This window comes from Halocatena pleomorpha, assembly GCF_003862495.1.
Classification (GTDB): Archaea; Halobacteriota; Halobacteria; order Halobacteriales; family Haloarculaceae; genus Halocatena; species Halocatena pleomorpha.
Genome location: NZ_RRCH01000031.1, coordinates 1 through 26243 on the forward strand (window position 1 = coordinate 1; position 26243 = coordinate 26243).

Sequence of the window (26243 nt, forward strand, 5' to 3'; positions counted from 1 at the left end):
TTTTTTGCGGGAGTGGTGGCCGACGGCCACCCGCACGGAAAAAAGGTGGGTCATCGCCACCACCGCCCCAACGGGCAACCGATCCGATGGTCGAGGCGGGTACGGACTGGCCGCCCACAGCGGGGACATCGCTGACGCTGTTTAGTTTTCTGATACGATTCGACACCGTTACATGTCTCTGCTTCGTTCCCAATCATGGGTTTCTCTGTCGTGAGAACCCTAGCGTCGGGTGCTGGTTTCACCCGGCGCGTTCAACACGAACGCACACGCCCCACGGCGCACGCAAGCGTTCTCATTTACTCTTCGTTACCCCTTCACACATAAAGGTACTGATGGAATGAAAATGTTATATCACACTAACAATTAATCCCGTCGGCAGTTGCGTGATGGATTGTGGTGAACACTGAGATCGGACTGACATCCTCGTTTGTCATTGCCACCCTCATCATCTCTCTTCAACTCCAATGAACCATCAGTAACGGTTCAATTTTCGTCCCGATACCGTTCGATCGCGTCCCGATAGCCCTCTCGGTACGTGGGATACGCAAACTCATACCCCAGCTCCCGAACCAGATCGTTCGAGCAGCGTTTGCTCGTTTCGAGACGACGCTTCGCGGGCGTCGAAAGATCCGCATCAGCCAAGCGCTCGGCTTTGGTGCGCGTGGGAGGCTGTTTGACGCCACACTGGTCTGCGAGCCACGCCGAAAATTCCCATTTGTCAGCCGGCTCGTCGTCGACCGCGAGCAACGTCTCGGGCGTCTCTTCGGTGAGCGCGAACCGAACGATCCCGGCCGCGTCGTCGCGGTGGATCATGTTCAGATAGCCTTCCGTGACCGGACCGTCGAGATACCGGTCGAGGCGGTACCGGTCGGGACCGTACAATCCGGCGAACCTGACGACGGTGCCCTCGATCCCGTGCTCGGCAGCGTGTTCGCGCGCAATCTGCTCTGCATTTGCAAGCACACGGGTTTTTTCGGTCGTCGGTTCGACCGGCGTGGTTTCGTCCACCCACTCGCCATCGTGGTCACCGTACACACTAGTGCTCGACGTGTACACCAACTGCTCGGGCGGATGCTCGCGCGCGCTGAAGTGCTCGATGACCGTCTCCAGTCCCGCAACGTACACAGAACGGGCGGCGGCCGCGTCCCGCCCGCCGGAGCTGGCACTAAAGACGAGGGCGTCCACGTCCGGCACGGCCGCGAGCGCGTCGGAGTCGGTGATGTCGGCCTGAACTGCCTGCGCGCCCGTCGCCTCAATCGCCTCAATACCCTGCTCACTACGACGAACCCCGATCACGTCCCTCGAGGAGTCGGCTGTGAGCCGGCGACACAGTTCGAGACCAACGTAGCCACAGCCCAGCACGGCGACTTTCATGCTTTGCGTGCCTCAATCGTCCCATAGAGGAGCGCGAATTCCCCGAGCGTCATGGGGATTCGTCCCTCGACTTTCTGTTGGATCGCGCGCGCCTCGATCTGGCCGTCGATCTGGCTTTCGAGCGTTTCCACGTCCAACACCGCCGTCGTCATTCCCATGAGAAGCGCGTCCTGTACCTCCGCCTCGATCGTTTCAGCGTCGGGCGCGTCATCGCGCAGCGCAAACACGGCCGCCGCCTCCGATAGGGGAATCTCGTCCGCGTCGGCGGTGATCGCGTTGATCCGCTCGCGGTCGATTCCTGTGCGCTCGGCTGCCGTCTCCGCGCCGATCGAGTCAATGATCTCCGCAAGCGTCGATTCGTACTCGCGTCTGAGCGCTGCTGGAGACAGCGATCCGGGATCTTGCACGATGTCCTGAATCATGACCGGACGTACACACCCCCGGTAAGTGTGTTTGTTGTTCGAAGCGATCGCAGTGCGAGTCAGGGATCAAAACGCCTGAAACACCTGCTTGACCAGCGTGAGCGCGCCTTGATCCCACGCGACGCGGTGGTCAACCCCTGTGTCGGTCGTGTCGGTGGCTTCGTACTGATCGAGATACCAGTCGTACGTGTCGATCAACGCCTCAGTGTTCGAATACTCCGGCACCCAGCCGAGATCACGGAGCTTCTCGACCGATACGTATGAATCGTGGTGTGCCGTCTCGTAGATCCACGGGTACAACGGTGAGAGATTCAGCTCGTTCAACAACCGAAGCGCAGCGACAGTCAACAATGCGGGGGTTCCGACCACGCGTTTGTCAGTACCGGCGTGATCGATGAGCGCTTGAAAATCCGATTTCATCGTGTCGTACTCCGTCGCACCGACGTTGAACGTGTCATCGACGCGCTCAGCGTCGGCTGTCGCCAGGAGTTCGATGGCTCGCACGAGATCGTGAACGTGTAACAGTTGATACTCGTTGTGTCCCCACCCTACGAGAGGGATGTTTGCTCCGTCTTCGACCCAATCGAACAGCACCTGAAACACGCCGAGACGCTGGGGACCGATGAACGTCTTGGGCCGAAGGATCGGAACACACAGCCCCCGACGACGGAAATCCCCACACAGCTTCTCGGCTTGTACCTTCGCGTTCCCGTACGGACCGACGCCGTCGAGCGGTGAGGACTCAGTGATCGGGTGTTCCTCGTGAACGCCGTACACGGCCGTGGAGGAGATGTACACCACCCGATCGATCCCTGCCTCTTGGGCCGCCCACAGCACCGATCGCGTGCCATCAATGGTGACCGCACGGATCGTGTCCGCGTCCCACAACGGCAAGGCCGCCGCCGCGTGAACGACAACATCCGGTTCGACTCGATCGATCACTGAACGAACCGCGTCCTCGTCTCGAACATCGCCCTCAACATACTCGATATCAGATACGTCGTCCGATTCAACGAACGGAACGCGGTCGAATGCCACGACATCCCAACCGTTATCATCAAAATATTGGCACGTGTGGAGTCCTAGGAAACCAGTTCCGCCAGTGATCAATACCGAATCATGTGATTGATCCGTTTCAGTGTCCGTTCCCATAGAATATGGAATTTGCGCCGTGGCCCTTTTTGATTGTGGCCTGCGTAATTCGCTGTCATCAATGTCCAATCGATCGATCACATCCCAATCAGCGAACACGATACGGGGGTTGCTCCGCGAGCTTCGACCCCATCAATGGTACAAGCAGAGCGTTCTGTTGTTGGGATTACTGTTCTCGCGCAATCTGTTTTCGATCCCAGCGTGGTGGAGCGTCCTGAGTGCGGTCGTGGCGTTTACCGCGGTGGCTGGGGCCGTGTACGTGATCAATGACATCTGTGATCGAGAGGAGGACCGCAACCACCCTGAAAAGCGACACCGGCCGATTGCGAGCGGACAGCTCTCGGTTCCGGTTGCAGGGACGTTTGCAGTCGGATTGTTGGTCGGAGGGCTACTCGTCGGATACATCATCAACGGGCTGGTGCTGCTCGTGCTCATTGGGTATCTCGGGCAAAATATAGTCTATTCGGTGTTTCTCAAGGAGGTGGTGCTGGTTGACGTGCTCACGGTCGGCATCGGGTTCGTCCTGCGGGCAGCAGCGGGCGTCGTCGCTATCGGCGTGTATCTCAGTCCGTGGCTCATCCTCTGTACGTTCCTGTTGGCGCTCGTTCTCGCCGTCGGGAAACGCCGCCACGAACTCGAAACCGTGTCGAATCCTGATTCGACCCGAGAGTCACTGAGGATGTACACGGACGAGGAACTCGACCAGTTACTGGTCGTGACAATGGCGGTGTTGTTGATGACGTACGCGTTGTACACGTTTTTCCACGCCGAAACGCCGATGATGTTCGCGCTGCCGTTCGTCTTTTATGGCGTGTTTCGGTACCACCACCTCACCCACACGACGGCGGTCGCTGGTCGGCCGGAGTATCTACTGACCGATCGCCCGATGTTTGTCACGCTGTTGGTGTGGTTGCTCATCACTGTTGGCGTGTTGTATCAGATACCGGTTTACATCATGGGGCTGCTCTAATGACGCGCAGGTACGATCTGCAGGTACACACGGACGCCTCACCCTGTTCGAACGCGACACCGCAGGCCGTGGTTGAGGCGGCTGTCAACCGCGGACTCGACGGGATCGCCGTGACGAATCACGATACACTCGAAGGCGTCAGCGCTGTGCAAGCAGCAGCACCGTCAGCGCTGAGGGTGATCCCCGGTGTCGAAGTGACGACGAGCCAAGGCCATCTCCTCGCGTTGGGGGTGAAGACTCCACCAGCCCCAGACGATCCGCTCCCCGTCATTGAGCGCGTCCACGAACAGGGCGGCGTGGCAGTCCTCTCACACCCCTTCGATCGACTCCGAGAAGCGTACACCACTGATCTCGACGCCATCGCTGCCGCTGTCGATGCGGTTGAGGCCACCAACTCCCGTTGTCTCCTGTCGTGGGATAACGGTCGGGCACAGACGTTTGCCCAGACCCACGGGCTGCCGAGAACCGGCGGGAGCGACGCCCACTTTCCGATGGAGATCGGTCGTGCACACACCGCGATTGACGGCGACCGGCCGCTCCTTGCGGCGATCAGAGATGGTTCCACGACAGCCCTCTCACCGCAGGGCCACGGCGGATACGCCTCGGGACACGTCGCAACAAAGCTACACCGACTCCGGATCTCGGTAGATCGAACGATCGGATTCGCAACCCACCGTGAGCACGAACGATGAACCGGATCGTCCGCTACTGGATTGGTGTTATCTCCGACCATGGGGTGTGGTTGACGGCGGTCGGGACGCTCGTCGTGTTTTTCGTGCTGTTCCTGTTTGGGGACGCGAATGCAGTCGTGATGGCGCTTCTTGACGTGGATCTGGGCGCAGTGAGCGCGATGCTCGGGCTCGTGGTCATGGGCTACGGCGTCCGGTTTCTGAAATGGGAGTACTACCTCCGCACGCTCGGGATCGATATTTCGATCCGGGAGAGCGCGCTCGTGTTCTTCAGCGGATTGATGCTCGTCGTTACACCCGGAAAGGTGGGTGAGGTATGGAAAGCGTGGTTCCTCCGGGATCTCGAAGGAATCGCTGTGAGCCGGACTGTACCGGCGGTTGGAGCGGAACGGGTTACGGATCTCCTTGCGCTGAGTAGCTTCGCCGCGCTGGCCGTCCTGTTGTACCAGCGTTCGGTCGTCGTGTTGGTCGGGCTCGTCGCTATCGTTCTCGGGGGACTTGTGGTCCTCCAATGGCGGCGGCTCTGTCTGACAGTGCTGTCGCGGTGTCAGGAGTTGCCAGTTGTCGGCTCGTACGTGGCGGAGCTGACGGCGCTGTACGAGCGGACGTACGCGTTGTTCCGGCCGCGACCACTGGGGATCGCAATGGGGTTGAGTCTACTGGCGTGGGGGCTAGAAGGACTGGCGTTTTGGATCCTCCTTGAAGGATTCGGCGTCAGCGCCGGCCCGATACTCGGCCTTGCCGTCTTCGGACTCGGTTCGGTCGTTGGGGCGGCGAGTTTCCTTCCCGGTGGTGTCGGAGCCACCGAAACCAGTATGGTCAGCACTCTCCTTGCCGTCGGTTACGAGCGACCGATCGCCGTCGGCTCGACAGTCCTTGTGCGCGTCGGAACGCTGTGGTTCGGCGCGCTCATCGGTGGGGTCGTCTTTACGGCCCACCGACTGTGGACCGAACGGCACACGGACACCGATCCCACACCGAATCCGAGTCCGAACGCTACTCACCCGGACGATCCAGCCGACCGAAACGAGTGAGCCGTTCATACCAGAACGCGTCCGGTCTCGTTGTTCCGGCCGTGATCGTTCATCCGGTGTTCGATCGAGTGTGGAGCACGACGGGCAGACCCGTTCAGTTGGTAGTGAACCCGTGCGATCACGGTCGCGGAGTTGCTGGTGGTAGTGACGGAAGCCGCGTCCGGAACGTCCTGAAGCCGGATCGGGTACTCACTGTGCACAGTTAGCTCCCGCTCAGGATACAGCAGTTTGAGCCACGACCGGGTAGCCTGTGCGCCAGGGTACACGATCGATTTTACCTGGGGGAACGACTCGTCCTGTTCTGCGATCCCGCTTGGAAGTCCTTCTACCCGGAGGGTTGTGGGTTCGTTTCGGTCTGTGAGTTCCGTCGCGAGTCCGTTGAACACCATCCGGTTCACAGCTCCCGTCGTCTCCCACCCATCATAGGAATGAAAGAGTGGCGAGACAGCAACCTGCGGAACGAGGAGCAACAGAACGGTGCCGACGAGCACGGCGTCGGCGCTGAGCGTTCGGTCGCCGTCCCGGACCGCGCGGAGCGCACTGACAAAGACCACCGCGAGGATCGCCATCGCGGGAACGATCGAAACGTACCCCGTTCGGAGTAGATACCGGCCGTCCTGAATGTACACCACCAGCGGAACAGCAAGCCACGCAACGAAAAACGAGAGTGTCGAGAGATCTATCCGGTCTCTCGTTGTGGGGTGTGCACCGATCGCCCACAGCGCGCCGAGCAGCCCCGTCACAGTTAGCAGCAAACCGGTGGCGGTGTGCAGTCGGGAATACGCCAACGGCGTGAGTTGCGGTAGCAGCTCAACGAGCGGACCGAGCGCAGTCTCGCCGGCGAACAGCACAGCACCGATCAGGACACACCCAGCCACAAAGGGAACGGCGAGTGAAATCCTTCCCGCGCCACCGTGATCGTTGACAATCGACGCGACGGCGCCGAGAAGGATGAACGCGAGAAGACCGCCCATGAGGAGCGCTACTCCGGTCCACAGCCACCCGACGGCGAGATCATTACCGAGGACATCTATCGGATACGCGATCGAAACGAGATACGACGCCACGACACCACCCACGTCCGCGAACTCTCCGCTAGTGTCGTGGTACCCGCCAATGCCCCCCAACACGACGATTCGGACAGCGAGATACGCGACCGTTATGAGAGCGAACGGAACGGTGGCCCGAACCGATCGCCACAGCGTCTCGTATGGATCGCCGTCGTACCCCTGAAGCGCCACCCAAGCGAACACCAACGCGGGAGCGACGAGTGCTGGCTCTTTGGACCCGAGTGCAAGCACGTACGCGACCAGCGATCCACCAGCGTACAAGGACGACGACCGCCGTGTCGTCTCGGGACGTTGACTTTTGACGAACAGCGATAACGTGCCGAGCAGAAAGAGCAACATGAGGATGTCGTGGCGGCGAGGAGTCGCCGGTACGATCTCGACCGCGAGAGGATGGAGCGCGAACAAGACAGCGGTGAACTCCCCGATCACCGTATCATCGGTCAACTCCCCGATGACGACCGCAACAGCCACCACTGCGATCCCTTGGAGCAAGAGATTCGTGAGATGATACCCGAACGGATCGACGCCCCATATCCAGTAGTCGAACGAGTACGTGAGGCTCGCAACCGGTCGGTAGAACAGTCCGATCTCCGGGAATGCCGTTTCGTGCATCAACGGCTGTGTGAATATCTCGTACAGGTCGCTCCAGTTTCGGATCCGACTTGAGAGGATCAGCTTCGGGGCGTCGACCGCCACGAACCAGTATCCGAGCGATCCGATGTAGGTGACGATCGCTAATAAAAAGATCCCGACCCGGCGCGAGTGGTGCATCTACCACGTTTTCATCGCTATCACGGTTAAATCCGTATGATGACTTTCGAATACGAGCTAGAAACGGCGATCTACGGCTGCAAATCGACGTTCAAACGAGGCTTGCGCCGTCGAACGTGGTTCGGTCGTACTCGATCTCCATCAGGTCGAGCACGGTTGGCGCGATGTCGAACAGGTCGACATCGTTGATGCGCGCAGTGGGATCATCGACGAACAGACACGCGTTTTCGAAGCTGTGCATCCCGTTTCGGGGACCCACATCGAAGACATCGCTGTCGTCTTTGAAGCCGGCTTTGAGATCGAAGCCGTGGTTCGGAATCACAACGACATCCGGCGCGATGTCGTCGTGGTCGCCACGGAACGCGTCGTCATTAGTAACGACACGGTCCGCGACAGGAGTTCCGTCAGGGCCTTCAAGACCCTCGATCATGTCGATAAGTTCCTCACGAGTCTCCTCGTACTCCGATTCAGGGACGCTCCCGCGAGGTTCGCGCCCTTCGAGATTGATGTACAATCGGCCCGGAATGAGCGAGTAGGCCCGCGTCTCGTCTGTGATATCCGACAGCTCGCTGTGATCGTCAGTGCGGTAATCGAGCCATCCCTGCTCACGCAGCCACGTGTTGAGGTGAACCTCATAATCCTCACTCGTGAACCCGTGGTCGCTTGCGACGACCATCGTCGTGTTGTCGTCGAGGAGTTCGCGGAGCCGACCGATGTACTCATCGACCTTCCGGTAAAACTCCATGAACGCTTCGCGGTTCTCCCCGTCCTGCTCGTAATCTTTGAACAGGAAGTGGTTGACCCGATCAGTGGTCATGAACACCCCAAAGAAGAGATCCCAGTCATCCTCCTCGATGTACTGCTTGAACGCCTCGAAGCGCGCATCGATGGTCTCGTGGGCGTCTTCCATGAACTCGGTTTTGTCGTCCTGGTGGCCGAGCTTCGCGTTGACATCGATGCGGTAGTCCAGTTCCTCCAACGACTGACTGAGATCGTCGGGCGTAGCGGCTTTCCCGACGCTGGGAGAGAGAAAGCCAGATACCATCCGTTGGACGTTTCGCTGCGGTGGAAACGTGACCGGGACGTTCATCACGGTCGCGTCCCGGTCGGCAGACGTAACGCGGTCCCACAGCCGGGTCGCTTGAACGTCTCGACCCATCGGAACGTACGTCTCGTACGATCCCACTTCTCGGTCCTGAAAGCCGTACACACCGGTCTCGCCGGGGTTGACGCCCGTCGTCAGCGACGGCCAGCACGCACTCGACTCAGGGGGAACGATGCTGTCGATCGGTCCCGCTGCGCCGTCGTTCGCCATCGCCGTCAGATTCGGAAAATCATCCGGATTGTCAGCGATGAGGCTGTACGGCACGCCGTCGATACCGATGAACGCAACCCGTGGTCCGTCGTCGCCACGAAGTCGATCGAACAGTCCCATACCGCCGTCTGCGTGAGGAACACACAAGAACCTTCTTTTCCCCGTCGGTTACGCCCCTAATGACCGCCCGGCGGGTGTCGATTCCTCGCTCACCTCACGCTCAGAATCGGCGTCGACGTTCTCCGGAACGACGGTCAAGTGGTCGATGCCGATGGGTACACGCCGTTTCATTCCATCTACGCATACGGACTGAGAGAACAAGTAATTACTCATGATCATAATGCATGGCGTCGAACGTCTGTATGCCTAGGAGACATTCGTCCTCCCAGACGATGGTTACGCGAACTGTTCCTGGTAGAGTTCCTGGGCGTGTTCGATCGCGTCCAGAGCGGCCTGTTTATCCTCCCAGCCGAGCGTTTCGACTTCTTTCCCTTCTTCGAGGTTCTTATACGTCGAGAAGAACTCGTCGATCTCGTCTCGGGTTTGTTGGGGGATGTCTTCGAGCGTTTGGACGTGGTCGTATCGGGGGTCTTCCGTCGGCACCGCGATGACCTTGTCGTCCTGTTCGCCGTCGTCGTCCATCTTCATGAGCGCGACCGGACGGGCCTCGATCACACAGCCGGGGAACGTCGCGTCTTCGACGAGAACGAGCACGTCGAAGGGGTCCTCGTCGTCGTAGTACGAACGCGGAATGAACCCATAATCGGACGGGTAGTGCACGTTACTGTGGAGCACACGGTCGAGCACGACACCCGGAACGTCCTTGTCGTACTCGTATTTGTTCCGTTCGCCTTTCAGGCACTCGATCACCGCGTAAATCGTTTCTGGCGGATTCGGTCCGGTTTCGAGATCCTCCCACAGGTTCGTCATCGCCCACACTGGGGAGGGTGACCCAAAAATTTCTTTCGACATACGCTTCATTCGCGGCATAATATGTAATGCTTTTTTAGACAGAAAGAATCCATTATCACTTAATAGTATCGGGCATGACCGGTAGTTTATACAAACAATATCCGTGCAGTGACGTGGCTGCACAAATACTCGATTGATGGTTGAAAAGTTTTAAATAGAGTGGTGACATTTGTATAGGTCATGTCAGAGGCACAGTCAGTCTCCGGCGTATCGCGCATCGAACGCGACCTGACCGCATTTCAGCAGAACATCCTCGTGATACTCTCCGAGGAAGCACGGTATGGGCTTGCGATCAAGCGCGAACTAGAGCAGTATTACGGTTCGGAAGTCAATCACGGGCGACTGTATCCGAACCTGGACGATCTGGTAGAAATGGGTTTAGTCGAGAAAAGCGAACTCGACAAACGCACGAACCAGTACGCGTTGACCCAGACCGGTCACGACGCCGTCATCGATCAGCTGTCGTGGGTGTTCTCCCGATTCGCCACGACAAAAAGCCGTGCCGACGAGATTCGGGCACTCGTCGACGAAGCACAACAGGAGTAGATCGAATCGGCGCTTACTCTCGGGCAAGATCGAGCGCCAGATCTACTGATTTCTCGATGACCGCACGCTGTTTTTTTGTGGGCCAGACGTTACGTGGATAGTACTCAGTGAGGAACTCCTCACGCATGGCTTCCGTGGCGTGTTCGATCGCCATCGCGTAGTGGTTGCTCATGAATTCTGAGAACGCCGCGGCGTTAGCGCCGTGGCTGTCGCCGTATCGTTCAGTGACGCGGGCCGCAACATCGCGGTTGTGTTGGTGGACTTCCTCCCACTCGTCGGTCGCTGGGGCTTCGAGCGGTCGTTCGATCGCGCGGTCGGTGTCGTCGATGCGCTCGGTTTGGACCGTTCCGTCCGCAACCCAGTCATCGGGAAAGCAGACGAGCGTCGCGTCTGGTTCGCGCTCACGAGCAATGTAGCCGTGGCGCGCTAAGAGATCGTCACGCGTTGTCCGCGCGGCATCAGCTTCGTCCGAATCGATGGCTGCGCGCGCTAGGCGGGTCAGCCGCTCTGCCTCATCAGCAATATCGTCAGGAAGCATCGTCGAGTGCCTCGTTGACGAGCGCGTCGGCACGCTCATTGACCTCCCGAGGAACGTGGGAGAGAGACCAGTCATCGAACGCTTCGAGCAGCTCACGCGCACGAACCCGTCGTTCCCGCAACCCCGGATCGTTTACCGACCACTGACCGGTCACTTGTTTCACCACCAGCTCGGAATCACCCCGAATCTCGGCCGTGTCGAAACCGTAGTCGGCGGCGACGTCGACCGCTCGGATGAGCGCGTCGTATTCGGCACGGTTGTTAGTGGTCTCTCCGATGCGTTCACCACCCTCCGAAACGATACCCTCGCTCGTAAGGATCACCCATCCGATCGCCGCGGGACCGGGATTGCCGCGCGCTCCCCCATCGAAGTACACGTGTGCCCGACCGCCCGTTTCACGTAGCACCGCGACTAACCGTTCCGGGGATGACCCCTGTATGAGAACTTTCTCCTCGTAGGCGACAGCAGTCGCGCCCTCGGACTCGGCCCGCCAGCACTCGTGGTCGGTGTTGCCCGACTCGACAGCGATACCCGCCGCCTGAAGACGCTCGCGGGCAACGCTGGGGTCACACTCGATGACCGGCATACGTTCGGATCACCATGGAACTGATAAGTGGCTTCCGATCGCTAGGATCGGGCGACGGCTGACTGCACCCTCCTCACGTGTATCATTTTTGGAGCAGAGAGAGGCGGCAGATAATTCCGTGTTGCGGAAGATCTAAGTGCGCTGACCGAGGTAGTATAAAAATGCGATGACACGGTCCACCCGTACGCGGGAGCGCGAGCAGGAAACGGAACACGAAACAGAACGCACGCGAGAATGTCCCGAATGCGGGTCCGACCACCTGGTCAAGAGTTCGGATCGTGGTGAACTCATTTGTGATGATTGTGGACTCGTCATCGAAGAGGAGAAGATCGATCCCGGTCCGGAGTGGCGTGCATTCAACCACCAAGAGCGTCAGAAGAAATCCCGCGTTGGTGCGCCGACGACCCAAACGATGCACGACAAGGGGTTGACGACCACCATCGACTGGAAAGACAAAGACGCCTACGGGCGATCGATTTCCTCGAAAAAGCGCAGCCAAATGCATCGCTTGCGCAAGTGGCAAGAGCGCATCCGAACCAAGGACGCGGGGGAGCGAAACCTGCAGTTCGCGCTCTCGGAGATCGACCGCATGGCGAGCGCACTCGGCGTTCCACGGTCAGTTCGAGAGGTCGCGTCTGTCATCTATCGGCGCGCGTTGAAAGACGATCTCATCCGTGGACGGTCGATCGAGGGCGTCGCTACCTCCGCGTTGTACGCGGCTTGTCGCAAAGAGGGAATCCCTCGGAGCCTTGAGGAGATATCGGAGGTGTCTCGCGTCGAGCGCAAAGAGATCGGACGCACGTACCGGTACATTTCCCAAGAACTCGCGTTGGAGATGGAACCAGTCGATCCGAAGAAGTACGTCCCCCGGTTTTGCTCGGAACTCGATCTCTCTGAAGAGGTCAAAGCAAAAGCAAACGAGATCATCACTACCACCGCAGAGGAAGGATTACTGTCGGGAAAATCCCCGACAGGATACGCCGCCGCAGCGATCTATGCTGCCTCTCTGCTCTGTAACGAGAAGAAAACCCAGCGTGAAGTTGCCGATGTCGCACAAGTGACGGAGGTAACGATTCGCAATCGATACCAAGAGCAGATCGAAGCGATGGGAATCCACAGCTAATCACCGAGGACGGTTACACCGTGACCACGAGACACCCACAATCACTGCGCTCCCGCACTCGTACTCGTACTCGTGGAACATCCAGTGGTTCACACTGGGCTGTGATGTCACCCATTCCGTTTTGCTGAAGGTTCAAGCCGGACCAGCACCTAAAACGAGTGATGCGGCTTGAGGAGTTCATCGAGGGGATCGAACGCGATGAGGAGCAGCACAAGCGCCAGCTGGCACAGGAAAAGTCCTACGCCATCACGGAGTATCTCGCGGATGTCGAACAGCAGATCAACGAGACAGTTCAGGGTGATTCGTTGTTCGGAAGCACTGCCCCGTCGATTTTCGTCGGCCGATCGGGCTATCCACGCGTCTCTGCTGGGGTGTTGGCTCCGGTCGCGTCGGACGCCCCTGCTACCGATTACGTCACGAGCGGAGAGTGGTACCGACAAGGGGTGACGATCGACGACGTGTTCCAGACCCGAGCCGGACTGCTCAACTCCACACAGCCGACGGACATCCACGTGGCCGACGAATGGGACGGGTTCACGGGTGTTCGCAGAGAAGTAGCCATCGCAGATCGTCCAGTCGACGTGGAGGTCGATCTTGAGAACACGCCCTCACTCGACATGGCTGTCGATCGCGTAGCGACGCCACACGGGCCGCGAGCGCACGCGAGTGACGCCCAACTCACGGAGAACCCTCACGTCCCGCGTGCGGTCGAGAAGACGCTTTCAGACGACGACTGGCGGGCAGAGGGGGCGATGACGTATCTGTACAACCGTGGATTCGACGTGTACGATATCAACACCATCCTGTCGGCGGGTGCGCTCGGGCAGCGGCGCAACCGTACACTGGTTCCGACGCGGTGGTCGATCACCGCTGTCGATGACACTGTCTCCCAGTTCCTACGCGGATCGCTCCGAAACGCCCCAACCATCGACACGGTGGAGGTACGACGCGAGACGTATCTCGGTAACGAGTTTTGGGTGCTTCTCGCCCCCGGAAACTGGGAGTTCGAACTCGTGGAGATGAAATCACCGGGGAGCGTCTGGAATCCCGGCCGTGAGGGCTACTGGATCGCAAGCGATTATGAGGGCTTTGGGGGACGAACGCAGTACGTCGAAGAGACCGCCGGTGCGTACTACGCCGCCCGCCTCGCGGTGCTCGAACACCTCATAGAGCGCGATCGCCAAGCAAAGGCGCTCGTCCTCCGGGATGTCACGGACGACTACTGGGGTCCGGTCGGCGTCTGGCTGATCCGGGAGACTGTCCGAGACGCGCTTTCGAACGCACCGGCCACGGCGGAATCGTTCCACCGGGCCATCGGCCAGTTGCGAGAACAGTTACCGATCGGGGGCCCAGAACTACGCCGCAACTCCGAACTGGTCGCAGGCGTTCAGTCGGATCTCTCTGCGTTTCTCGACCGAAACCGATGAATCGACTGCTGTCTACGCTTCGTCAGTATTGTCTGTCGGCACCGGTCCGGTACCGATCACCGAACGAACAGCGCTCGTGAGGTCTTGCTCCCGTGGGAAGTACGTTTCGTCGGATTCTTCGAGTATGTCGGATAGCTCGCGTGGACCGTCGGGCGTGCGGATGACGGCGTCGCCTTCACGCTGAACGACGTCGCTTTTCGGGATGGCATAATGCAACCGCGACGTGATGCGCGCGAGCGGTGCACCCTCGACCGGCTCACCCGCCCCGAGTTCTACGACCGGCCCGGACTCCTCGTCCTCTTCAGCCATGGACGATCATCCGGCCGGTTTCGGATTAACCCTGTCGGTTGCTTTCGATCGAACAGTCGGAGACGCTCTTCTGTCGGACAGCGAAACGGATATGAGCAATCCGACAGGATGATCGTCTCGTCTTCCGAGTCGACACAAGAGCGGTGTCCAAAACGTTATTATCCAATACACGAATTATGTATTGTATGTCGGCAGCAAACGGCGATCCTGAACGTGCCATCGATGGGATCATTTCGGTCGCTCATCTGTTAGAAGAGCCGCGACTTGCTCGTCTCTATACCTATATCCTCTGCAACGAGGACGTGACGATCGATGAGATCACAGAGAGCATGGGGATCCCACGCACGACGGTCTATTCCGATACGGGATCGCTCGTTGAGCTCGGCGTCCTTACCCGTGATGAGACGCAAAAAACCCATACCTATACCGCAGTTCCGATCACCCTTACAGCGGCTCTCGATGGCGATGAGTACACGGTCACACCGACGCTTATCGAAGCCATCGGTCGGGCACCGAACGATCAGGATCTATCTCTCCTGATCGAAAAACATGGCGTCAGTAAACTTGCTGGTGCGTTAACATACGTTATTCCGTACGTCGAGGGGGGGATGACTGAACGGCTTGCCGCTCGTGAGCTTGGTCTCCATCCCGCATTCGGAATTGCAGTGCTCCACGCGCTCCGAGCGGTCGTCCTCGACATGCGAGAGCATGATCCGTATTTCGAGCAGATTCGCAACGCTCGGGAGCGACCGCTGGGAGAGTCCGAGGAGTCGACGTGATCCAGATGGAAGAAAGTCAGCGCCAGAATGCAGTCTGGATCGCGGATTCTGGACTTTTCATTGCCTGCGGACGCCAGCAAAATGGGAAATACATTGCACTCGCCCGCTTTGCAACCACAAACGGAATTACGTTTCTCATCCCGCAGCGGATCCATAACGAACTCGGTGGGGCACCGGAGATCAGTACCCCTGGACAGACGCCCGTCAATAGCGCTATCGATGCGGGTTGGGTGGCAGTTGCTGATCGGATCGACTACACGACTCCTGCAGTCGCTACCGTGATGGACGATGTGCGCCGCTACAACTCAGCAGTTTCGATCGATCCGGTCACAGAATTCGTCACAATCCTCCGCGCCACACTGTCGAGCGATGTTACGGAGCGTTCCCGTTCGGATCTCACCGTCGATCGGTATCGTCACGTTTCGCACTTCATAATGCACCGACTCCACACGATTCTTTTGTATCTCAGGGACGAACCATCGGTATGAAACCGTACGAGCGAAAGCAACTCAAAGAACGGATCGAGCGCGAGAGCGCAACGGTCGGCGCGTCGATTCCGGAGACGATCGACGTGCAAGGCGAAGAGATCGCACTGCAGGAGTTCATCTTCGAAACCAAGCGACGGAACACCATCCCACCAGATGACCGAGAGCGAGTCGATCAGTTGAAGAAGAACCTCCGGCGCGAACGCCGTCAACGCGTCCAGCGCGTCGAAGACGGCGACATCGACTACGAAACCGGCGAGCGGTTGGTCGAGAGCATCATCGGTATCGACCGGGCGTTGTCGGCGCTCGAAGGCCTCGAACCGGTCGATATCGAACAGGAAATCGCAACGAAAGAGGCTGCCGACAGAAAGCGATGGTCGAACTTCCTGAAACGAGCGCTTGGAAAGGAGGACAGCGGTGCACGGGGGCGACGATGACGATCCGCAACGAGGAACTCGCAGCGCAGTTCGATGAACTCGCTGATCTCCTTGAAGCCCAAGACGTGGAGTACAAACCGATCGCCTACCGTCGTGCAGCGGATAACATCCGAGAGTACCCCGAGAACGTCGCCACACTCGCCACACAAGAGGGCACAAACGCTGTTGAACGGATCGATCGCGTCGGCAAAGCCATCGCTTCGAAGGTCGTAGAATACGCCGAGACCGGTGAAATAGACGAATTGGCGGAGAAACGAGCAGAGCTGCCGGTGGACATGGCGGCGTTGACGAGCGTCGAAGGTGTCGGCCCAAAAACCGTTGGCCGCCTGTACGAGGCGCTTGACGTGCGCACGCTCGATGATCTCGAAACGGCAGCGAAAAACGAGAAAATCCAAACGGTGTCGGGATTCGGTCCCAAAACTGAGTCGAACATCCTCGACAACATCGACTTTGCCCGCCAGTCTCAGGACCGCCAGCTCCTCAGCGACGCCGCGCCGATCGGGGCGGCGATCGTCGATTATCTCACACAGACGGTCGCAGTCCAACGCTGTGAAGTGGCGGGATCGTTGCGGCGGTGGCGGCCCACGATCGGTGATGTTGATACGCTCGTTGCGAGCACAGATCCCCAAGCAGTGGTCGACGCATTCACCGACTGGCCCGACACGGGACGGGTGATCGAGGCTGGGACAGGCAAAGCCAGCGTCAGAACCAACGATGTCCGCGTCGATCTCCGCGTCGTCGATCCGTCGGAGTTCGGGGCTGCCCTTCAGTATTTCACCGGGAGCAAGGACCACAACGTCGAGCTTCGCAACCGCGCGATCGAGCGCGACTTGAAGGTGAACGAGTACGGCGTCTTTGACATCTCCGAGACGGACGATCCGGACGCCGGTCAACGCGTCGGTGACCGGATCGGCGGCGCGACCGAAACGGACGTGTACGACGCACTCGATCTCCCGCCGATCCCCCCAGAACTGCGGGAAGGGCGCGGAGAGATTGACGCGGCGGCAGCAAACGAACTGCCGGATCTCGTGACACTCGATGCGATCCGTGGCGATCTCCACCTCCACACCGACTGGTCCGATGGACGAAACAGCATCGAGGAGATGGTCGAGGCGGCAACTAACCGAGGATACGAATACGTCTGTATTACTGATCACGCCAAGGGACCCGGAATGGTCGGTGGCGTCGGACTCACGGACGATCAACTCGAAACACAACTCTCGGAACTCCGTGCGGTCGGAGACGACGCAGAGATCGACGTGTTCGCTGGCGTCGAAGCAAACATCGGTCCAGACGGTCGTCTTTCTGTGGCTGACGCGGTGCTCGAACAACTCGACTGTGTCGTTGCCTCACCCCACGCCGCACTCGATGGCGACGGTACCGATCGGCTCATCGCGGCCGCCGAACACCCTGCGGTCGACATCGTCGGTCATCCAACCGGTCGCCAACTCAATCAGAGATCCGGACTCGACATCGACGTGCCAGCACTGGCTGACGCGGCCGCGAAAGCCGGAACGGCAGTAGAAATCAACGCAAACCCCCGTCGGCTCGATCTCCACGGGAGTGCGGTGCAAGCCGCGCTCGAACAGGGTGCGACAATCACGATCGATACCGACGCTCACGGACCGGAAAGCTACGACTACCTCCGGTATGGGGTTCATACCGCCCGGCGCGGGTGGGCCGAACCGAGTGATGTGCTCACCACCTGGCCCACGGCGGATGTTCGAGCGTTTCTCGACGCATGAATCAACGACGGCTTCTCCTCGATGTGATGTGTGGCGGACTGCGGAGCTACCTCCGGATGTGTGGCTACGACACCGTGTACGCGCTCGACCGAGGGATCGAAGCCGACGACCGACTGCTCGCTGTCGTCCAAACGGAAGACCGCACACTCATCACCCGCGATCGGCAGCTTGCGACGCGAGCCAACACCGCAATCCTCCTCACGAGTACGAACACGAAAGAACAACTCCGAACGTTGCAAAGCGCCGGAATCGGACTCACACTCACCGAGCCGACGCGCTGTAGCCGGTGTAACGGCCGTCTTGAACCTGCGTCTGGCCCACGGCCGGACGATGTCCCGACCGATCGACGCGTCTGGCGGTGTGAAAACTGCGGACAGTGGTTTTGGAAAGGAAGTCATTGGGACCACGTTCAGACGACGCTCCGATCCGTGTGACGCAACGGATATATTTCAACATATCTGCTATGATCAAAATGTATTATTTTATACTTCTATCATCGAATATTGGAGTTACACCGGATAAGAGCAGCCGATAGTCTCGAACCACCAATGAATACGTCGGCTATGATATGTCTATCTAATACGATAGGTCTGGATCAAATGGATACTTGACTGTAGATAAGGTATATACTCACTCACCTATCAGTCTCGATTGATGCCCATTCGAAGGATCTCCCTCAGAGGATTTTTGTTCGGGAGGTCGTGGGACCGCTCTCGGCGTATACTTCTGACAGGGATCGTCGTCTCGATCGTTCTCGGGGTGATCGGAACAGTGGTCCCATTAGGGGTTCTCGTCTTTGTCCGGTCGGATATCGCTGGTTGGGTTGCGATCCTCGTCCTCCTTGGAACGGCAGGTGGGCTTGCGTACACCAACGCTGGCTACGTAGTGGTGGTAGTGATTCAACTCCTCTTGTTGGTCGGACTGTTTACCAGCGGTGGAGTCGCAACGTTTCCCGGTACGGATACTGTCGAATATCTCCAACTTTTGATCTGGTTTTCGGTCGTGTTTGCTCTCGTTTCCGGTTCTATCGGATACATGATCGGTTGGCTCCTGCGGACCGTTCGGTAGACCGGTCTCACACTCCGAGAGCTTCTATGAGATTATCATACCATATGCTGATCATTACATTATTATCTTGAAATATATCACCAGAATCGACACAGCTGAGAATATGTGATATTGTATATGTGTATTAGTCGTCCTCCATCTCTACTATATTACTGTATGACCGGTACGCCGTCCCGGACATAGGAGTGAAATTAACCACGTACTGTTATATCGCACCCCGAACGTATAATGAAGCTTCAACAATCTATTTTACGAATGTGAAGGTATACTGATTTGGATGATGTTAGATGACAACGATCGTCCATCGACCGATAAGATCCATACTGAGACTCGTCCAGGAATGAGTCGTCGTCGTTTATTATCTTCTCTTCTTGGGCTCGGATTCACACAGATGTCTGCCAAATACATCACACGGGAGGACATTGATGGGGCGGCCTCGGACGAGGTACCGATCGTAATCGGGATGCACAGTGATGATCCGATGGGCGAACAAACAGCGTATAAACGGTACGTACCCGCCGATTGGTACAACGATTACCGTCACGCAACGCGGATGAAACACCGAATAGAGCGATCACTCGGAACGCTGCCGGGGGTCGTCAGCATCGGTGTCAGTCCAGGAGAAGTGGGTGGAGACAACTCTCGGCTGGTCGTTCGATTACAGGACGGCGATGTCCGGACCACCATGGGAGAGGTTCCAACCCATGTCGAGGGCGTCGAAATCGATGTTGAGTCGGTTTCGGGGTTTGAACCGATCGGCTGTACCGACACCCTTCAAAACTGGAGTTCGTCCACCGCAACGATTCGGGGTGGGTATGAGGTACGGGGAAACTCCAACGCGCCGATCGGTTCCGTTGGTGCTCCTGCGTTCAAAGACGGCAATCGATATCTCGCTACGTGCCAGCACATCTTTTCGGGTAGCGACGCGACAGGGGAAACACTCAAACATCCCAACGGAACGTCCCTCGGTACGGTGAGACATACCAAATGCAACGAGGACTACGCCATGGTCGAACTCAACCGTGGATACCGAATCAAACGCGCCATTCGGTATTCGGGGTACAACGGCATCAGTGGGCATTTCTCGTACGACGGATTGGGCTACCTCAAGAGTCGCGGAGTGAATACACAAAAAGTGGGCAGAACGACGTGCCGAACCAGTTTTGCCAAGATACAAACCACCGCTGAAACGATCTACACCGCCCCCGGGTGTCTTCCGAAACCGTATTCGGTGTTTCACGAGGATAATAGCTCAGGGAACGACCTGAAACGGGGCGATAGCGGTTCGATTAGTTTTTATGAATCACCAAACAATTCGAACAGATGTTGGTTGGTTAGCTTCATAAATTATGAAGATGGGAAAACGAACGACGTGTTCGGGATCGGCATCTACCGACTCGCAGACTTCGGATACAATTTTTGATCGCCGTTCGGTCAGCCCCATTCGATCCCCAGCATTCCGCTGATGAGGAATTCGAGCGCGTTAACGAGGTAATGGGCGATAATAACGACGAGAAGGCTGTTCGTGAGAACGAAGACGACGGCCAACGCGAAGCCAAGGACACCGGTAACGAGGACACCGATGCGACCCTGTGCGCCGTGTCCGACCGCAAACGCGATTGAGGACCCGCCAGCGAGGAGCCACGGCGAAATTGAAAACCCCGTACTGAGAGCGCCGATCAGCGCACCCCGGAACAGTAGTTCTTCGAAGCCGGCGATGATGGGAAGAACACCACCTAACAGGATGACCCAGCCCGTCGTTGTTTCCGGGGTGAGATGCTCCCGGAGGCGCTGGTCGTAGTCGTGACCGAGCGCCGTTGCGACCACAGCACCGAGTGCGTTGATGGCGTACAGACCGATCCCCGTGGCGATCCCGACGCCCACTGCGACGCCACCGACGCTCCCAGGGTCGGCGGTGTCAATACCGATGGCCGCCATCGGAACCGCCGTGAACCCCACCGCAGCGAAAAGTAGCACGCCGAACAACCCTTGTGACAGTCCGACGTTGAGCAACACAGTCACGGGGGAGAGCCGTTCCGTTGAGGACGGCACCCGCTCTGGCGTCGAATTGGTGTTCGGGATCTGCTCTGAGGATAGATCGTCGGAAAATCCACTGACGGTATCCTGTGAAAGACGAGCAAGCGCTAGCAACAGTCCGAGGACGACGCCAGTAACACCGGCAAACGCCGTCCAGTCGGTCACGTTACTGTGGGCTTGGGCTACTCGGTCCGGCCGTCGATCCGGAGTCGAGCGCCTGTCCAGTAATACTCTTGAGACGGTCGACGAGCGAATCTTTCTCCGGTTCTCCGACGAGTGCGATGTCGAGGACTTCGCTGATGTGAGAGACGGGAACGATATCGACCATCTCTTCGTACTCGTCTTCGATCATCACGTCCTGTTCGTTGGCGGCAGGAATGATCACCGTATCGAGCCCGGATTTGGCCGCGGCTTCGATCTTGTGGGTAACGCCGCCGACGGGGAGCACGTCACCGCGAACCGATAGCGATCCGGTCATCGCAACGCTCTGATCGACGGGGATGTCTTCGAGCGCGCTGATGACGGCCGCCGCCATGGTAACGCTCGCTGAATCGCCTTCGACGCCCTCGTAGGACTGGACGTACTGGATGTGGATGTCCTTCTGGGTGATGTCCTCGTCTGAGAACTTCTTGATGATGGCTGAGACGTTTTGGACAGCCTCCTGAGCGATGTCTTGGAGGTTACCCGTGGCGATCACCTCACCGGGACCCTGAGACGGCGCGATTTCGGCCATCACAGGCATTACGATGCCCGAATCCTCGCCCATCACCGCAAGCCCGTTGACACGGCCACCGACATCGCCGTGGGCAACGGTCATGTCGTAATCCTTGCGCTTCTCGATGTAGTCATCTGCGAGCTGTTGCTCGATCGAGCGCGAGCGTCCTTTCGCTTCGAGGACGTGGTCCCGCTTCGTTAGATCTGCGTCGGAAGCGCGGGCGATGTCACCGGCGACCCGGATGAGTCCGCCCAGCGTCCGGAGTTCGAGCGTCAGGTGGCCTTTCCGGCCAGCCCGGCGCTGTGCTTCGAGGATGACTTCTTCAGCGGCTTCGCGGGTGAAGTGGGGCAATCGGCCGTCCTTTTGGACTTCTTGGGCGATAAAGCGGACGTACTTGCGGCGCATCTCGGGGGTGTCCTCGATGGTGTCGTCCATGTACACCTCGTACCCATACCCTTTGATCCGGTTTCTGAGTGCGGGGTGCATGTTCTCCATCGCGTCGAGGTTGCCGGCAGCGACCATGATGAAGTCCGTGGGGACGGGTTCGGTCTGCACCATCGCGCCCGAGGAGCGGTCGGATTGGCCCGTGATCGAGAACTCGCCCTCCTGAATCGCGGTCATCAGCTTCTGCTGGGACCGGATGTCGAGGGTGTTGATCTCGTCGACGAACAGCACGCCCTTGTTGGATTTGTGGATCGCACCGGGTTCGACGCGGTCGTGGCTCGGCGTCTCCATGCCACCGGACTGGAACGGATCGTGACGAACGTCACCGAGCAGCGCCCCGGCGTGGGCACCCGTCGCGTCCTCAAACGGAGCAGTCTGCTTGTCGGCATTGTTCACGAGCAGATTGGGGATCATCGCGTCGCTTCCCCGATTGCTGTACCGGAAGATGAAATAGATGACCCCAGCAGCAAGAATGCCGAGCAGGAACATGCCCCGGATGAGCGCGTAGCCGAAAATGACCACGATGAGAATCCACATGAGGAACGACCGCATCTGGTTGTGCTTTCTGGCCTCCTCTTTGTGGGCGTCAATGATCTGTTCGCCCTTGCCTGCCGGTACCGTCCGGATTTTCGGTTCGTTCCCGTCGTCGGGGTTGTGATACACCAGAATGTCCTGAAGCTCTTCTCGTGGAAGGAGCTGGCTCATCGCCTTGGCCAACATCGACTTGCCCGTCCCGGGTGACCCGATCATCATCACGTGACGGCGCTGCTTAGCCGCCTTCAAGACGATGTCGCGGGCGCGATCCTGCCCGATCACCTGGTCGACAAGCCGGTCGGGCACCTCAATGCCGGCGGTCGTGTCGATCGTCAGTCCGCCGAGGAGATCACCCGTCGCTTCGTCGTTGATTTTGTCGTCATCGATCTGCTCCTCTCCGAGTTCTGTAACGGTCTCGGTGGAGCGTTCTCCCGACGTGGACAGCGAATCGTCTGCCCCCTCCTGTCCCGGGAGAGCCTCGTCTGGGTTGTTGTCGCTCATAGAACCGTGCTCTCACCGTATACGATGAGATGTTTACTGATATACTTTCTCCCCTAGATACCGAAACCAGTGCCTGAAACCGCAAGCAAGGAGCTAACATGACAGTAGATAGACCACAATCTGTAGACCACTGGCCTTATTACAAAACCGGTAAAGATCTATGTATGCGTGGGTTCTTCATTGGGCGGTTTCAGCCCTTCCACGAGGGACACCAGACGATGGTCGAGCAGATCGCCCAGGAGGTGGACGAACTCGTGCTTGGCATCGGGAGCGCGGATCAATCACACACGATGAACGACCCGTTCACACCCGGTGAGCGCATCATGATGATCACCAAGACGCTCGAATCGCTCGATCTCACTACCTACGCTGTCCCGATCGAGGATTTGAACCGCAACGCCGTGTGGGTTAGTCACGTGCAGAGCATGTCTCCGCATTTCGATGTGGCGTATTCGAACAATCCGCTTGTCGTCCGACTGTTCGAAGAGGCTGGTGTGGAGGTCCAATCAACGCCGATGATCAGGCGCGAGGAATTCGAAGGCTCTCAAGTCCGGGGTCGAATGCGCCGTGGTGAGGAGTGGAAACACCTCGTTCCTGATCCAGCGGTCGAAATCATCGAGGAGATCGACGGCGTCAGCCGGATCCAACAGATCAGCGACTCCGACGCAAACGGAGCCTGATCTCGTTTTAACGGACTTTCAACGGACGTTCGAGCGGGCGACACTTATCGTCGGACGGTCAACGTGACGTATGATCACGCTCGCGTCGGATTTCGGCGTTCCGTACCCTGCTGCGATGCGGGGCGTCATCGCCAGCGACTGTGATGCTCGGATGATCGACATCACCCACCAATTTCCCAGACAAGACGTACGAACAGCGGCGTTTTGGCTCCGGGAGGTGCTTCCGTACTATCCGCCGGCCGTCCACTGCGCGGTCGTCGATCCGGGCGTCGGCACCGACCGTTCGGCGCTCGTCGTCCGCGCGGGCGAGCACGCGCTCGTCGGTCCGGACAACGGTCTGTTGCTGCCGGCCGCCCGTCAGCTAGCCGACACCGTGGAGGTGTTCGAATGGGCCTACGACGATCCCGGTAGCGCGACGTTTCACGGACGGGACGTGTTCGCACCAGCAGCGGCAACGGTTCACGACAGCGGCGTCGCTGCGATCGACGCACTCGATCGCGCGACACGAGCAGAGGAACACGTCGATCGTTCGTTTCCTGAACCGACGATCGAGGAGTCGAACGCGCGCGCAGTCGGGGAGGTACTCGTCGTGGATGGCTTTGGCAACGCGATCACGAACGTTCCCGGTACCGTCTGTGAGTCGGCAATGGGCGGCGTGATCCGCGTGAACGACGAGCGTGTGCCCGTCGAACGATCGTACGCCACGCGCGATCCGGGCGACCGGCTGGTCACCGTCGGGAGCCACGGCAACCTCGAACTCGCAGTGAATCAGGGGCGAGGCGAGAACGCCTTCGGCGTCACCACCGGCACGACCATCAAATTCGAATGGGAAATCGATGAGAAAGCGTAGAAAAACCGCGTAGCGTCGTTAGCTCGCAGAGATCACGTCGTCGATACGAGTGATCATCGTCGCGGCTTCAGTGGCGCTCTCGACGGCTTCGCGTTTGACCGCGGCTGGGTCGAGGATGCCGGCTTCGAGGGGATCTGCGACGCGGCCAGTCTGGCCTTCAGCGATGATGCCGGCAGTGCCCTCGCTGTCGTAGGTCGACCGGAGTTCGACCAGCGCGTCGATCGGATCCATTCCGGCGTTGGTCGCGAGCGTGCGCGGGAGCACATCAAGCGCGTCAGCGAACGCCTCGACAGCCAACTGTTTGCGGCCCGTGATCGAAGCTGCCTCTTCGCGGATGCCGTCCGCGATAGCGATCTCAGTCGCGCCCGCACCGGGAACGACACCGCCCTGTTCGATCGCGGCAGTGACGACATCGAGCCCATCGGAGAGCGCGCGTTCGAGCTCGTCAGCGACGTGCTCGGTGCCACCACGGACGAAGACGGTAACTGATTCCGCCTTGCTGCCGCCCTCGATGAACGCGAGTTCCTCGTCTCCGAACTTTTCGACGCGAACGAGTTCGGCGTGGCCGAAGTCGTCGGCTTCAAGATCGTCGACCGTTCCGACGAATCGGGCAGCCGTCGCTTGAGAGATCGCTTCGGCCTCGTCGTCGTCGACGCTATCGAACGCGAGCACGCCTTCGTTTGCGAGCGCGGAGGCGACGCGATCATCGACATCGCCAGTGACGAACGCCACATCGATGCCGCTGTCGACGAGCGAGTCGGCGTACGTTTGGAGTTCGCTCTCTTCAGCGTCAAGAGCGGCGTTGAGTTGATCGACGCTGGTGACGTTGTACTCGGCGTCGATGTTGCTCTCGCTCACTTCGAGGTCGAGATCGAGCACCGCGATGTCGGCCGACTCGACGCGACGGGGCATGTTCTCGTGAAGCGGTTCCTCCTCGGAGATGATCCCTTCGACGAGTTCCGTCGCTGAGGAAGAAGCCCCGGTCTGGGTTCGAACCCGAACGCTGTCCCGATCGACGTTATCGGATTCGACGCGGCGGATGGCTTCGACGACGGTTTCTGCGAGCGGGCGAGCACCGATGTCACCGGTCCCTTTGCCGGTCATGCTCGTCACGGCAACATTCTCAAGAAGGTCGTCGTCAACGGATCCTTCAACCACTCGCTCGTCGATCGTCTCCTGAGCGATGCGTGCGGCCTCGTGGTACCCCTCGACGATCGAGGTGGGGTGCACGTCGTCATCGAGAAGGTCCTCCGCCCGAGAGAGCAACTCTCCGGCGAGTACAGCGGCAGTTGTCGTTCCGTCGCCGACTTCCTCTTCCTGTGTGGTCGAGACCTCGACGATCATCTGCGCAGCAGGGTGCTCGATGTCCATCTCCTCCAAGATGGTCGCGCCGTCGTTCGTGATGACGACATCGCCCGAGTCGGAGACGAGCATCTTGTCCATCCCACGCGGTCCGAGCGTCGACTGAACCGAGTTACTCACTGCCTTGCCAGCAGTGATGTTCGAGGACTGTGCGTCCTCTCCTTGGGTGCGTTCGGTGTCCTCTGCCAGTATGAACATCGGTTGGCCTCGTTGGGCGGGTTGTGACATAATCATAGAGACATGGATTGCGATTCTATATAATTGTTTCTGTCTCGGTCGACGGAATCGGGTAACGAAACGTCGTGACG

At 58.8% G+C, this 26243-nt stretch carries 28 protein-coding genes; 15 read left to right on the forward strand and 13 right to left on the reverse strand.

Translation table 11 applies throughout. The features are described 5' to 3' along the window. Positions 1 to 483 precede the first annotated feature (483 nt). From EIK79_RS14155 to EIK79_RS14165, 3 genes are all read right to left on the reverse strand, one after another. The gene (locus tag EIK79_RS14155) at positions 484 to 1374 is read right to left on the reverse strand and encodes an SDR family oxidoreductase (protein WP_124955798.1); all 891 of its coding nucleotides are present in this window, start codon (positions 1372 to 1374) and stop codon (positions 484 to 486) included. After that, positions 1371 to 1796, reverse strand: a complete 426-nt coding sequence (locus tag EIK79_RS14160; RefSeq protein ID WP_124955800.1) for a DUF5791 family protein — start codon at positions 1794 to 1796, stop codon at positions 1371 to 1373. The genes EIK79_RS14155 and EIK79_RS14160 overlap by 4 nt, the downstream gene beginning before the upstream one ends. 66 nt (positions 1797 to 1862) lie before the next feature. After that, positions 1863 to 2948 carry an NAD-dependent epimerase/dehydratase family protein gene (locus EIK79_RS14165; RefSeq protein WP_124955802.1) on the reverse strand — a complete coding sequence of 362 codons (1086 nt, stop codon included), beginning with the start codon at positions 2946 to 2948 and terminating at the stop codon, positions 1863 to 1865. A 61-nt stretch (positions 2949 to 3009) separates the two neighbouring features. Here EIK79_RS14165 and EIK79_RS14170 point away from each other — a divergent pair, with 61 nt between their 5' ends. The 3 genes from EIK79_RS14170 to EIK79_RS14180 are packed head-to-tail and all read left to right on the forward strand — an operon-like array spanning position 3010 to position 5641. Further along, entirely contained in the window at positions 3010 to 3918 is a 909-nt protein-coding gene (locus EIK79_RS14170; RefSeq protein ID WP_124955804.1) for a UbiA prenyltransferase family protein, read from the forward strand. After that, complete coding sequence (locus EIK79_RS14175) at positions 3918 to 4610, forward strand: PHP domain-containing protein (protein WP_124955806.1); 693 nt, start codon at positions 3918 to 3920, stop codon at positions 4608 to 4610. Before EIK79_RS14170 ends, EIK79_RS14175 begins: the two co-directional genes overlap by 1 nt. Next, entirely contained in the window at positions 4607 to 5641 is a 1035-nt protein-coding gene (locus EIK79_RS14180; RefSeq protein ID WP_124955808.1) for a lysylphosphatidylglycerol synthase transmembrane domain-containing protein, read from the forward strand. Before EIK79_RS14175 ends, EIK79_RS14180 begins: the two co-directional genes overlap by 4 nt. A 5-nt stretch (positions 5642 to 5646) precedes the next feature. On the opposite strand, the gene EIK79_RS14185 is transcribed toward EIK79_RS14180, so the two are convergent. The 4 genes from EIK79_RS14185 to EIK79_RS14195 all read right to left on the reverse strand — a co-directional run bounded on the left by EIK79_RS14185 (position 5647) and on the right by EIK79_RS14195 (position 9727). Further along, a complete protein-coding gene (locus EIK79_RS14185; RefSeq protein WP_124955810.1) occupies positions 5647 to 7482 on the reverse strand; it encodes a hypothetical protein in 1836 nt (611 codons plus the stop codon). Positions 7483 to 7573: 91 nt separating this feature from the next. Beyond that, positions 7574 to 8917, reverse strand: a complete 1344-nt coding sequence (locus tag EIK79_RS14190) for an alkaline phosphatase family protein (protein WP_124955812.1) — start codon at positions 8915 to 8917, stop codon at positions 7574 to 7576. Between the two features lie 48 nt (positions 8918 to 8965). After that, entirely contained in the window at positions 8966 to 9088 is a 123-nt protein-coding gene (locus EIK79_RS19055; RefSeq protein WP_267900543.1) for a hypothetical protein, read from the reverse strand. Positions 9089 to 9193: 105 nt separating this feature from the next. Continuing rightward, positions 9194 to 9727, reverse strand: coding sequence for an inorganic diphosphatase (locus EIK79_RS14195; protein WP_124955814.1), 534 nt, complete (start codon positions 9725 to 9727; stop codon positions 9194 to 9196). Between the two features lie 222 nt (positions 9728 to 9949). Here EIK79_RS14195 and EIK79_RS14200 point away from each other — a divergent pair, with 222 nt between their 5' ends. Further along, positions 9950 to 10315 (forward strand): PadR family transcriptional regulator, encoded by a 366-nt coding sequence (locus tag EIK79_RS14200; protein ID WP_124955816.1) that lies wholly within the window; start codon positions 9950 to 9952, stop codon positions 10313 to 10315. Positions 10316 to 10328: 13 nt separating this feature from the next. Here the strand turns inward: EIK79_RS14200 and EIK79_RS14205 are convergent, their stop codons facing one another. Next, the gene (locus tag EIK79_RS14205) at positions 10329 to 10853 is read right to left on the reverse strand and encodes a DUF7108 family protein (RefSeq protein WP_124955818.1); all 525 of its coding nucleotides are present in this window, start codon (positions 10851 to 10853) and stop codon (positions 10329 to 10331) included. Beyond that, positions 10843 to 11439 (reverse strand): ribonuclease HI, encoded by a 597-nt coding sequence (rnhA, locus tag EIK79_RS14210; protein ID WP_124955820.1) that lies wholly within the window; start codon positions 11437 to 11439, stop codon positions 10843 to 10845. Before rnhA ends, EIK79_RS14205 begins: the two co-directional genes overlap by 11 nt. 166 nt (positions 11440 to 11605) lie before the next feature. Here rnhA and EIK79_RS14215 point away from each other — a divergent pair, with 166 nt between their 5' ends. After that, positions 11606 to 12562 carry a transcription initiation factor IIB gene (locus EIK79_RS14215; RefSeq protein ID WP_124955822.1) on the forward strand — a complete coding sequence of 319 codons (957 nt, stop codon included), beginning with the start codon at positions 11606 to 11608 and terminating at the stop codon, positions 12560 to 12562. Between the two features lie 161 nt (positions 12563 to 12723). Continuing rightward, the gene (gene nreA, locus EIK79_RS14220) at positions 12724 to 13989 is read left to right on the forward strand and encodes a DNA repair protein NreA (RefSeq protein ID WP_124955824.1); all 1266 of its coding nucleotides are present in this window, start codon (positions 12724 to 12726) and stop codon (positions 13987 to 13989) included. 12 nt (positions 13990 to 14001) lie between these two features. Here the strand turns inward: nreA and EIK79_RS14225 are convergent, their stop codons facing one another. Continuing rightward, on the reverse strand, positions 14002 to 14298 hold the full coding sequence (locus tag EIK79_RS14225; protein ID WP_124955826.1) for a DUF5789 family protein: 297 nt from the start codon (positions 14296 to 14298) through the stop codon (positions 14002 to 14004). A 185-nt stretch (positions 14299 to 14483) separates the two neighbouring features. On the opposite strand from EIK79_RS14225, the gene EIK79_RS14230 reads away from it, so the two are divergent. The 7 genes from EIK79_RS14230 (at position 14484) to EIK79_RS14260 (ending at position 20235) form a co-directional block, all read left to right on the forward strand. Continuing rightward, positions 14484 to 15077: a DUF7437 domain-containing protein gene (locus EIK79_RS14230; RefSeq protein ID WP_124955828.1), complete on the forward strand. Its 594-nt coding sequence runs from the start codon at positions 14484 to 14486 to the stop codon at positions 15075 to 15077. A 5-nt stretch (positions 15078 to 15082) separates the two neighbouring features. Then, positions 15083 to 15565 carry a hypothetical protein gene (locus tag EIK79_RS18515; RefSeq protein WP_221621761.1) on the forward strand — a complete coding sequence of 161 codons (483 nt, stop codon included), beginning with the start codon at positions 15083 to 15085 and terminating at the stop codon, positions 15563 to 15565. Beyond that, on the forward strand, positions 15562 to 15999 hold the full coding sequence (locus EIK79_RS14240; RefSeq protein WP_124955830.1) for a DUF5788 family protein: 438 nt from the start codon (positions 15562 to 15564) through the stop codon (positions 15997 to 15999). Before EIK79_RS18515 ends, EIK79_RS14240 begins: the two co-directional genes overlap by 4 nt. After that, positions 15996 to 17744, forward strand: coding sequence for a DNA polymerase/3'-5' exonuclease PolX (gene polX, locus EIK79_RS14245; RefSeq protein ID WP_124956029.1), 1749 nt, complete (start codon positions 15996 to 15998; stop codon positions 17742 to 17744). Before EIK79_RS14240 ends, polX begins: the two co-directional genes overlap by 4 nt. Further along, complete coding sequence (locus tag EIK79_RS14250) at positions 17741 to 18178, forward strand: Mut7-C RNAse domain-containing protein (protein WP_124955832.1); 438 nt, start codon at positions 17741 to 17743, stop codon at positions 18176 to 18178. Before polX ends, EIK79_RS14250 begins: the two co-directional genes overlap by 4 nt. A gap of 220 nt (positions 18179 to 18398) precedes the next feature. Continuing rightward, complete coding sequence (locus EIK79_RS14255; RefSeq protein ID WP_124955834.1) at positions 18399 to 18812, forward strand: hypothetical protein; 414 nt, start codon at positions 18399 to 18401, stop codon at positions 18810 to 18812. Between the two features lie 391 nt (positions 18813 to 19203). After that, positions 19204 to 20235, forward strand: coding sequence for a hypothetical protein (locus EIK79_RS14260; protein WP_124955836.1), 1032 nt, complete (start codon positions 19204 to 19206; stop codon positions 20233 to 20235). 11 nt (positions 20236 to 20246) lie between these two features. On the opposite strand, the gene EIK79_RS14265 is transcribed toward EIK79_RS14260, so the two are convergent. After that, positions 20247 to 21014 carry a CPBP family intramembrane glutamic endopeptidase gene (locus EIK79_RS14265; protein ID WP_124955838.1) on the reverse strand — a complete coding sequence of 256 codons (768 nt, stop codon included), beginning with the start codon at positions 21012 to 21014 and terminating at the stop codon, positions 20247 to 20249. Between the two features lies 1 nt (position 21015). After that, entirely contained in the window at positions 21016 to 23043 is a 2028-nt protein-coding gene (lonB, locus tag EIK79_RS14270; RefSeq protein WP_124955840.1) for an ATP-dependent protease LonB, read from the reverse strand. A gap of 164 nt (positions 23044 to 23207) precedes the next feature. Here lonB and EIK79_RS14275 point away from each other — a divergent pair, with 164 nt between their 5' ends. Then, entirely contained in the window at positions 23208 to 23723 is a 516-nt protein-coding gene (locus EIK79_RS14275; RefSeq protein ID WP_124955842.1) for a nicotinamide-nucleotide adenylyltransferase, read from the forward strand. A gap of 70 nt (positions 23724 to 23793) precedes the next feature. Beyond that, positions 23794 to 24573, forward strand: a complete 780-nt coding sequence (locus EIK79_RS14280) for an SAM hydrolase/SAM-dependent halogenase family protein (protein ID WP_124955844.1) — start codon at positions 23794 to 23796, stop codon at positions 24571 to 24573. 18 nt (positions 24574 to 24591) lie between these two features. Here EIK79_RS14280 and thsA read toward each other — a convergent pair whose 3' ends face one another. Next, positions 24592 to 26163 carry a thermosome subunit alpha gene (gene thsA, locus EIK79_RS14285; protein WP_233738184.1) on the reverse strand — a complete coding sequence of 524 codons (1572 nt, stop codon included), beginning with the start codon at positions 26161 to 26163 and terminating at the stop codon, positions 24592 to 24594. Positions 26164 to 26243 lie beyond the last annotated feature (80 nt).

Coding starts and splice junctions, on each gene's coding strand:
- EIK79_RS14155 (WP_124955798.1), bottom strand. CDS start 1,374: ATGAAAGTCGCCGTGCTGGGCTGTGGCTACGTTGGTCTCGAACTGTGT.
- EIK79_RS14160 (WP_124955800.1), bottom strand. CDS start 1,796: ATGATTCAGGACATCGTGCAAGATCCCGGATCGCTGTCTCCAGCAGCG.
- EIK79_RS14165 (WP_124955802.1), bottom strand. CDS start 2,948: ATGGGAACGGACACTGAAACGGATCAATCACATGATTCGGTATTGATC.
- EIK79_RS14170 (WP_124955804.1), top strand. CDS start 3,010: ATGTCCAATCGATCGATCACATCCCAATCAGCGAACACGATACGGGGG.
- EIK79_RS14175 (WP_124955806.1), top strand. CDS start 3,918: ATGACGCGCAGGTACGATCTGCAGGTACACACGGACGCCTCACCCTGT.
- EIK79_RS14180 (WP_124955808.1), top strand. CDS start 4,607: ATGAACCGGATCGTCCGCTACTGGATTGGTGTTATCTCCGACCATGGG.
- EIK79_RS14185 (WP_124955810.1), bottom strand. CDS start 7,482: ATGCACCACTCGCGCCGGGTCGGGATCTTTTTATTAGCGATCGTCACC.
- EIK79_RS14190 (WP_124955812.1), bottom strand. CDS start 8,917: ATGGGACTGTTCGATCGACTTCGTGGCGACGACGGACCACGGGTTGCG.
- EIK79_RS19055 (WP_267900543.1), bottom strand. CDS start 9,088: ATGAAACGGCGTGTACCCATCGGCATCGACCACTTGACCGTCGTTCCG.
- EIK79_RS14195 (WP_124955814.1), bottom strand. CDS start 9,727: ATGACGAACCTGTGGGAGGATCTCGAAACCGGACCGAATCCGCCAGAA.
- EIK79_RS14200 (WP_124955816.1), top strand. CDS start 9,950: ATGTCAGAGGCACAGTCAGTCTCCGGCGTATCGCGCATCGAACGCGAC.
- EIK79_RS14205 (WP_124955818.1), bottom strand. CDS start 10,853: ATGCTTCCTGACGATATTGCTGATGAGGCAGAGCGGCTGACCCGCCTA.
- rnhA (WP_124955820.1), bottom strand. CDS start 11,439: ATGCCGGTCATCGAGTGTGACCCCAGCGTTGCCCGCGAGCGTCTTCAG.
- EIK79_RS14215 (WP_124955822.1), top strand. CDS start 11,606: ATGACACGGTCCACCCGTACGCGGGAGCGCGAGCAGGAAACGGAACAC.
- nreA (WP_124955824.1), top strand. CDS start 12,724: ATGCGGCTTGAGGAGTTCATCGAGGGGATCGAACGCGATGAGGAGCAG.
- EIK79_RS14225 (WP_124955826.1), bottom strand. CDS start 14,298: ATGGCTGAAGAGGACGAGGAGTCCGGGCCGGTCGTAGAACTCGGGGCG.
- EIK79_RS14230 (WP_124955828.1), top strand. CDS start 14,484: ATGTCGGCAGCAAACGGCGATCCTGAACGTGCCATCGATGGGATCATT.
- EIK79_RS18515 (WP_221621761.1), top strand. CDS start 15,083: ATGGAAGAAAGTCAGCGCCAGAATGCAGTCTGGATCGCGGATTCTGGA.
- EIK79_RS14240 (WP_124955830.1), top strand. CDS start 15,562: ATGAAACCGTACGAGCGAAAGCAACTCAAAGAACGGATCGAGCGCGAG.
- polX (WP_124956029.1), top strand. CDS start 15,996: ATGACGATCCGCAACGAGGAACTCGCAGCGCAGTTCGATGAACTCGCT.
- EIK79_RS14250 (WP_124955832.1), top strand. CDS start 17,741: ATGAATCAACGACGGCTTCTCCTCGATGTGATGTGTGGCGGACTGCGG.
- EIK79_RS14255 (WP_124955834.1), top strand. CDS start 18,399: ATGCCCATTCGAAGGATCTCCCTCAGAGGATTTTTGTTCGGGAGGTCG.
- EIK79_RS14260 (WP_124955836.1), top strand. CDS start 19,204: ATGTCTGCCAAATACATCACACGGGAGGACATTGATGGGGCGGCCTCG.
- lonB (WP_124955840.1), bottom strand. CDS start 23,043: ATGAGCGACAACAACCCAGACGAGGCTCTCCCGGGACAGGAGGGGGCA.
- EIK79_RS14275 (WP_124955842.1), top strand. CDS start 23,208: ATGCGTGGGTTCTTCATTGGGCGGTTTCAGCCCTTCCACGAGGGACAC.
- EIK79_RS14280 (WP_124955844.1), top strand. CDS start 23,794: ATGATCACGCTCGCGTCGGATTTCGGCGTTCCGTACCCTGCTGCGATG.
- thsA (WP_233738184.1), bottom strand. CDS start 26,163: ATGTCACAACCCGCCCAACGAGGCCAACCGATGTTCATACTGGCAGAG.